Source organism: Hymenobacter sp. ISL-91 (genome assembly GCF_018613725.1).
Taxonomy (GTDB): domain Bacteria; phylum Bacteroidota; class Bacteroidia; order Cytophagales; family Hymenobacteraceae; genus Hymenobacter.
In genome coordinates this window covers 23231-29591 of sequence record NZ_JAGGPS010000018.1, presented here as the reverse complement: position 1 = coordinate 29591, position 6361 = coordinate 23231, and the positions used below count along the sequence as shown (strand labels likewise).

Genomic DNA, 6361 nt, shown 5'->3' with positions numbered 1-6361 from the left:
CCCCGCCCCTACACCGTGCTGCACTCCTAATTATAACCGGCCTCACTCCTTTATTGGCGTCATATCCAGGCGGCGGAGCTTATCGGCCTTTAGGGCCGTAAGGGCGACGACTACCAGCGTCATGGTGCCGCCAAACACCACCGAGGTTACCGTGCCCATCAGCCGGGCTGCCGCGCCCGACTCGAAGGAGCCGATTTCGTTGGACGAGCCAATGAAGATGTTGTTGACGGCCGACACGCGCCCCTTGATGTGCTCGGGCGTGAAGGTGTGCAGCAGCGTGGAGCGCACGATAACCGATACCGAATCGAAGACGCCGGTGAAAAACAGCAGCACCAGCGAAAGCCAGATGTTGGTCGACAGCGCGAAGCCAATAGTGGCCAGCCCGAACCCAGCCACGGCCCACAGCAGCTTGCGGCCGGCGTGGCGGTGCAGCGGGAAATAGGTAAGCAGCGTGGCCATGAGCACCGAGCCCACGGCTGGCGCGGCCTCCAGGTGGCCCAGTCCGGCAGCGCCCACTTTCAGAATATCCACCGCAAACACCGGCAGCAGCGCCACCGCCCCGCCAAAGAGCACGGCAAACAAATCGAGCGAAATAGCGGCCAGAATCAGCTGGTTGCCCCAGATAAAGCGGATGCCGCTGAGGACACTGGTCTTGAGGTCTTCGCGGGCCCCTACCTGGGCGGGCAGTGGCCGGGGGGCGATGCTGGCAAACAGGCCCAGCGCCACGGCCAGCAGCACTGTGGCCGTGAGGTAAGCGGAGGCAATGCCCAAATGCGCAATCAGGTAGCCGCCAATGGCGGGGCCCACTACCGAGGCCGCCTGCCAGGTGGTGCTGTTCCAGGTGATGGCGTTGGCCAGATGCTCGCGGCTGGGTAGCAGCTGCGGCATAAACGAAAACGTAGCCGGCCCCATAAAGCCGCGGGCAATACCACTCACGAAAATGACGCCGTACAGCGGCAGCGTATAATAGGCGTCGCGGGCCAACAGGTTGCCACCGGCCGGCGACGCCAGCAGCCACAGGGCCACCGCGCACAGCAGCAGCCCGCCCACGGTGGCCACAATAATGTTCTTGCGGTTCACCGAGTCGGCCACATGTCCGGCGTAAAGCGACACGCCAATGCTGGGCACGGCCTCGGCCAGGCCAATCAGGCCCAGGGCCAGCGGGTCGTTGGTGAGCTTGAAAATCTGCCAGCCAATCACCAGGCCCATAATGCGGGTGGCCAGCGTGAGGCAGATGCGGGCCAGCAGGTAGCGGCGGAAGTCTGGCAGCCGTAGCGCGGCATAAGGGTCGTGCCGGGCGGCGCCGGAAGCGGGGGAGGGCATAGGGCAAACAGCCGGAAAAACAGCGGCCGGCCAAAGGTACGCGCCGCGCCTCCGTCGGCGTATTAAATGAGGGTGTTTAGGCGGCCAGAAGGCCGTCATGCTGAGCGCAGNNCTGCGCTCAGCATGACGGCCTTAACAGACTCGATGCGAGGCCGGACGGCACTAGCAGCCCACCGCCGGCCTGCCCGGCCCGGATTTTGTGGTGCTTCGCGGTCAGCAACCCAAAACCCGGCTGTAACCGTATCTTCCGGGGCAAAATACCATTTGCTATCTATTCCTTCTTCATCTGCTATGCCCAACGCGCATATTCTGCCCCGCCTGTTTCTGGTAGCAAGCCTGCTCTTGCCTGCTGCTCTCGTTGCCCAGGCCCAAACCGCCTCAGAAGCTTTTCCGGCCGCTACTCAACTGAAAGACGGAGCCTTCCGCCGGGCCGGCCAGACCTATCGACTGCTCGGTGGTCAGCAAACCCGCCTCACCGAAACCCTGCCCCTGGGCAACGGCTTCGAGCTGCGTCCTGATGGTCGGCTCGTGCGAAACGGCGTAACCCGGCAACTGCTGCAAAACGGCCAAGCCGTTACGATGGAAGGCAACGTAGTACTGCTGCGCGATGATATGCTCACGCCCGCCGCCATTGCCCGCGCCGACAAGGCTGCTACAGGCGGCAGTACCACCACCGTCAGCATTCCGGCCGCGGCCAACATGGCGGCGCTGGTGCCGCAGTTCGAGCGCACTGCCAGCCGCCTCGCGCAGCTACGGCAGCTAACCGCACTACTGGAGCAACGCACGGCCGCATTGGCTGGCGGCACCACCCCCGCGCCCGGCCTGGAAAAGGAAATTCAGGCGCTCAGTGCCCAGCTGAGCCGTTAATGCTGGCTGGTAGAGGGCCGGCCTTTACACTTAGGCTGTGTGAACGTTTCGGCGCACAACGGAGGGTTGGGCTTGTCCCTCCGTTGTGCGCCGAAGCCCGGATTCGGTGGGCAAACCCTAAGCCGTTGTGCTGTAGCCAATGGTGGCCGTTCCGGGGTACAGGTGGCTACGGGCCGGCACCGCGCCTGAATATGGCCGCCGGGTAATATGGTAGTATAAGCTGCCCGAAAAATATTTTGGCCTTTTCCGGGGCGGGCCATTGTAAACGGCGGCACGGTTCTTTACATTTGGATTCTGCCGGTTATTCATCACCCTTTCATCCGGCCCCCATTCCCCAGCTGCGCTCTATGGTTTAAAGCTCTACGTTTCAGAATTTTTTCTCGTAGTCTTTATCAACCCGTAGCCTTTATGGATACCCCGCAGCCGAGCGATTCCGCGCTCATCTCCCTCTACATTGCTGGTCAGGAAGGGGCGTTTGCCCAACTGCTGGAGCGGCATAAGGCCCGCGTGTTTACCACTATTCAGCTGATAGTGCGCGACCCCGATACGGCCGAAGACCTGTTGCAGGATACCTTCATTAAGGCCATTCATACCTTAAAGAGCGGGCGCTACAACGAGGAAGGAAAATTTTCTTCCTGGATTTGCCGCATTGCCCACAATATGGCCATCGACAGCTTCCGGCGCGAAAAACGTAGCCCTTTGGTGGCCCTCGACACAACAAGTCATCACTTCAATTCGTTGTCGATGGCAGAAGAGGGAACCGAGGCTATGCTTACGCGGGAAGAAACCCACGAGCGGCTGCGGGGCCTGATTCAGGAGCTGCCCGCCGCGCAAAAGGAGGTGTTGCTCATGCGCCATTACGGTGATATGAGCTTCCAGGAAATTGCCGATGCAACGGGGGTTAGCATTAATACTGCGCTGGGGCGGATGCGCTATGCGCTGATCAACCTGCGGAAAAAAATGTCCGCGCAACCCGTTTTCTATGATCAAAATCTTTACCCAAGAGACCCTGCTCCGGTACGTGTACAACGAGTTGCCGGCTGATGAGCAGCGCGACGTAGAGCAGGCCCTGCTCCACGACCCCGAACTGGCCGCCACCTGCGCCGATCTGCTGCTGGCTCAGCAAAGCCTCGACGAGTTGCGCACCGCTCCCTCGGCCCGCACTACCGATACTATTCTACGCTACTCGCGCACGTTTCCGCAACTGAAGTAACCTCGGTTTCCTGCCCTGCCGCCTTAAGCCGCGCTACTGCCCTAACCCGCTGTAGCGCGGCTTTTATGGTTTTGGGTTTCGGCGGAGATGGTGGTGTTCGGGTTTCTTCGTAATGTTGCCCCATGCGCAAAACCGAACGGTACCGCCACTTTACCGACTATTTCACTACGCACTTTCCGGAGCCGGAAACCGAGCTGACGTTTGCCAACCCTTACGAGTTGATCGTGGCCGTGGTGCTCAGCGCCCAATGCACCGATAAGCGCGTAAACCTGGTGACGCCCGCGCTGCTGGCGCAATTTCCAACGCCCGCGCATCTGGCCGCCGCTTCGGCCGAGGAAATTTTCCCGTTTATCCGCAGCATCTCTTACCCCAACAACAAGGCCAAGCACTTGGCGGGTTTGGGCCGAATGCTGACGCAGGATTTCGGGGGCGAAGTGCCCGGCACTATTGAGGAGTTGCAACGGCTGCCCGGCGTGGGGCGCAAAACGGCCAACGTAGTCGTATCGGTGGTGTACAACCAGCCGGCTATGGCCGTTGATACGCACGTTTTTCGGGTGTCGCACCGGCTTGGGCTGGTGCCCAAAACGGCTACCACGCCGCTGGCAGTGGAAAAAGAACTGGTGCGCCATATTCCCGAAGTCCTCATCCCGAAGGCCCACCATTGGCTGATTTTGCACGGCCGCTACGTGTGCGTAGCCCGCCAGCCCAAATGCGCCCAGTGCCCGCTTACCAGTTGGTGCAAGTACTACGCCGACGTCATTAGCAAGCAGGCCGCACTTCCGCAGAAAGCCGCACCTAAGGCCAAATTAAGCGTAAATGAAAGTAAGATCAGTACAACAAAGTAAATAAGTGGTTTTAGCAGGTATATAAACTGTGTCCTCAGCCAGCAGCTTGTTCCAGAAGGCGTTGCATGGTTCGACCAAGCTGCTGACGGTCAAATTCGGCGGCGGCCAACTCCTTGCCCCGGGCTCCGGCCGCCCGTAGCAGCGCCGGCTGGGCCAGCAGTTCGGCCAAGAGTTGCGCCAGGGCCGGGGCATCGTCGGCAGGCGAGTACCAGCCGCAGCCGTGGCGCTCCAGCAGCTCCCGCGTCCAGCCCGGGTTGGTCACGATAACTGGGGTGCCCACGGCCAGGCTGTCGTAGAACTTGGCCGGCGAGTTGGTATCAAGCACCGGCATACCCAAAAACGGCGCCACCGACACTTCCGCCAGCCGAAACCAACTGAACACCGCGTGGCGCGGCTGCGGCGGCACTACCCGGATAGTAGGTGTGCGCCGGGCGGCGGCAGCCAGCTCGTCGGCATAGTAGCCCAAGCCCATGAACAGCCAAACCACGTCGGGGCGGGTGACGGCCAGAGCCTCGGCGGCGGCCAGCAGCAGCGGAATGGCATTGGCCCGCCCAAACGTGCCGGCGTACAAAATCACGCGCTTGCCCTCCAGCTGCTGCTCGCGGCGCAACGTGGCCACAGCCGCATCAGTAGCCCGGGCGGCCAGTTCCAGGTCGGTGCCGTTGAGGCTGGTGTGTACTTTAGCGGGGTCGAAGGGCCAGCGCGAGCCGGGTGCCTGGCCGATATGGCGCACGTGGCGGCTCATGTCGGGCGAAAGTGTAACAATGGCCTGGGCCTGCTGGTAGAGGCGGCCTTCGAGCCTATACAGGGCGCGGCGGGCCAGTGGGTTGGGCACGGCGCCCATGGCAATCGGGAACTCGGGCCACAAGTCCTGCACCTCGAACACCCAGGGTACCCGCCGCCAGCGGGCCACCTGGGCCGCGGCCCAGGCTGCCGTAAGCGGTGTGCTGATGCCCCAGATAACATCGGGCCTCGCTATGCGCAACCCTTCGCGCAGGGCGTAGGCAGCGTATTGCGCGAAGGCCAGCCCGCGCCGGGCCACGCCCATGCGGTTCTCGTAGGCAATGTCGGCGGCGTGCAACTCAACGCCGGGCGGCACCCAGGCAAACTCCTGGGTCAGGCGCTGAGGCTCCCAGGTGCGGGTGGTAATAAGCGTGATGCGGTGCGTTTGAGCCAGTTGCGCCAGCAACGAGTAGTGCCGGCTGGTGGCCGGGCAGTCGGGGTTGGTGTGGTACTGGCTGAAAACGGCAATGTGCATTCTTTGTCGAGCTGTTAGCTTATAGCTGCTGGCTGTTAGCTTTTTTGCGCCCAAAAGAACGTCATTCTGAGCGAAGCGGACAAAAGAACTGTCATTATGAGTGCAGCGCAGCGGAGTCGAAGAACCTCCACTGAAATGGTGACCCTAACGTTAGGGTCACCACTGCACGCGAGATTCTTCGACTTCGGCGCCGCCTTCGCTCAGAATGACAGTTCTTTTGTCCGCTTCACCTCCTTACCCCAGCACCTCGTCCTCCCCATTCACCAGCTGCTCAATCAGCAGAATCATGATGTGGATGGCCTTGATGTGGATTTCCTGAATCCGGTCGGCGTAGCCGGTGTGCGGGGGGCGGATTTCCACGTCGCTCAGACCAGCCAGCAGGCCACCATCTTTGCCCGTGAGGCTGACCACGCGCATACCGGCGGCGCGGGCGGCTTCGGCGGCGCGCAGAATGTTGGGAGAGTTGCCGCTGGTACTGATGGCCAGCAACACGTCGCCGGGGCGGCCCAGGGCTTCCACGTAGCGGCTGAACACGTATTCGTAGCCGAAGTCGTTGGCTACGCAGCTCATGTGCGAAGCCTCGGTGAGGGCAATGGCGGCCAGAGCGGGGCGGTTCTGGCGGTAGCGGCCGGTGAGCTCCTCGGCAAAATGTTGGGCGTCGCAGAGCGAGCCGCCGTTGCCGCAGGTCAGGATTTTGCCGCCGGCCCGCAACGAGCCGGCCATCAGGCGCGCCGCCTGCTCGATGGCGGCCAAGTTGGCTGGGTTCTGCACGAACTGCGTCAGCACAGTCTGCGCCTCCGTTAGCTCGGCGCGAATTTGCTCGGTAAGCGAAGAAGAGGAATTCACGGAAATAGG

General features: G+C 61.9%; 7 protein-coding genes. 4 read left to right on the top strand and 3 right to left on the bottom strand.

The window, feature by feature from the left end; translation table 11 throughout:
• Positions 1 to 42 precede the first annotated feature (42 nt).
• A complete protein-coding gene (locus J7E24_RS08640; protein WP_215137187.1) occupies positions 43 to 1323 on the bottom strand; it encodes an MFS transporter in 1281 nt (426 codons plus the stop codon).
• 291 nt (positions 1324 to 1614) lie between these two features.
• Between J7E24_RS08640 and J7E24_RS08635 the strand changes: the two genes are divergently transcribed.
• From J7E24_RS08635 to nth, 4 genes are all read left to right on the top strand, one after another.
• Positions 1615 to 2190 carry a DUF6799 domain-containing protein gene (locus J7E24_RS08635; RefSeq protein ID WP_215137185.1) on the top strand — a complete coding sequence of 192 codons (576 nt, stop codon included), beginning with the start codon at positions 1615 to 1617 and terminating at the stop codon, positions 2188 to 2190.
• 408 nt (positions 2191 to 2598) lie between these two features.
• On the top strand, positions 2599 to 3234 hold the full coding sequence (locus tag J7E24_RS08630) for an RNA polymerase sigma factor (RefSeq protein WP_215137182.1): 636 nt from the start codon (positions 2599 to 2601) through the stop codon (positions 3232 to 3234).
• The gene (locus J7E24_RS08625; protein WP_251047108.1) at positions 3173 to 3403 is read left to right on the top strand and encodes a hypothetical protein; all 231 of its coding nucleotides are present in this window, start codon (positions 3173 to 3175) and stop codon (positions 3401 to 3403) included. Before J7E24_RS08630 ends, J7E24_RS08625 begins: the two co-directional genes overlap by 62 nt.
• Before the next feature lie 122 nt (positions 3404 to 3525).
• A complete protein-coding gene (nth, locus tag J7E24_RS08620; RefSeq protein ID WP_215137180.1) occupies positions 3526 to 4248 on the top strand; it encodes an endonuclease III in 723 nt (240 codons plus the stop codon).
• A 34-nt stretch (positions 4249 to 4282) separates the two neighbouring features.
• On the opposite strand, the gene J7E24_RS08615 is transcribed toward nth, so the two are convergent.
• Positions 4283 to 5506 carry a glycosyltransferase family 4 protein gene (locus tag J7E24_RS08615; protein WP_215137178.1) on the bottom strand — a complete coding sequence of 408 codons (1224 nt, stop codon included), beginning with the start codon at positions 5504 to 5506 and terminating at the stop codon, positions 4283 to 4285.
• Positions 5507 to 5740: 234 nt separating this feature from the next.
• Complete coding sequence (gene lpcA / locus J7E24_RS08610) at positions 5741 to 6352, bottom strand: D-sedoheptulose 7-phosphate isomerase (protein WP_215137177.1); 612 nt, start codon at positions 6350 to 6352, stop codon at positions 5741 to 5743.
• Between the last annotated feature and the right edge of the window lie 9 nt (positions 6353 to 6361).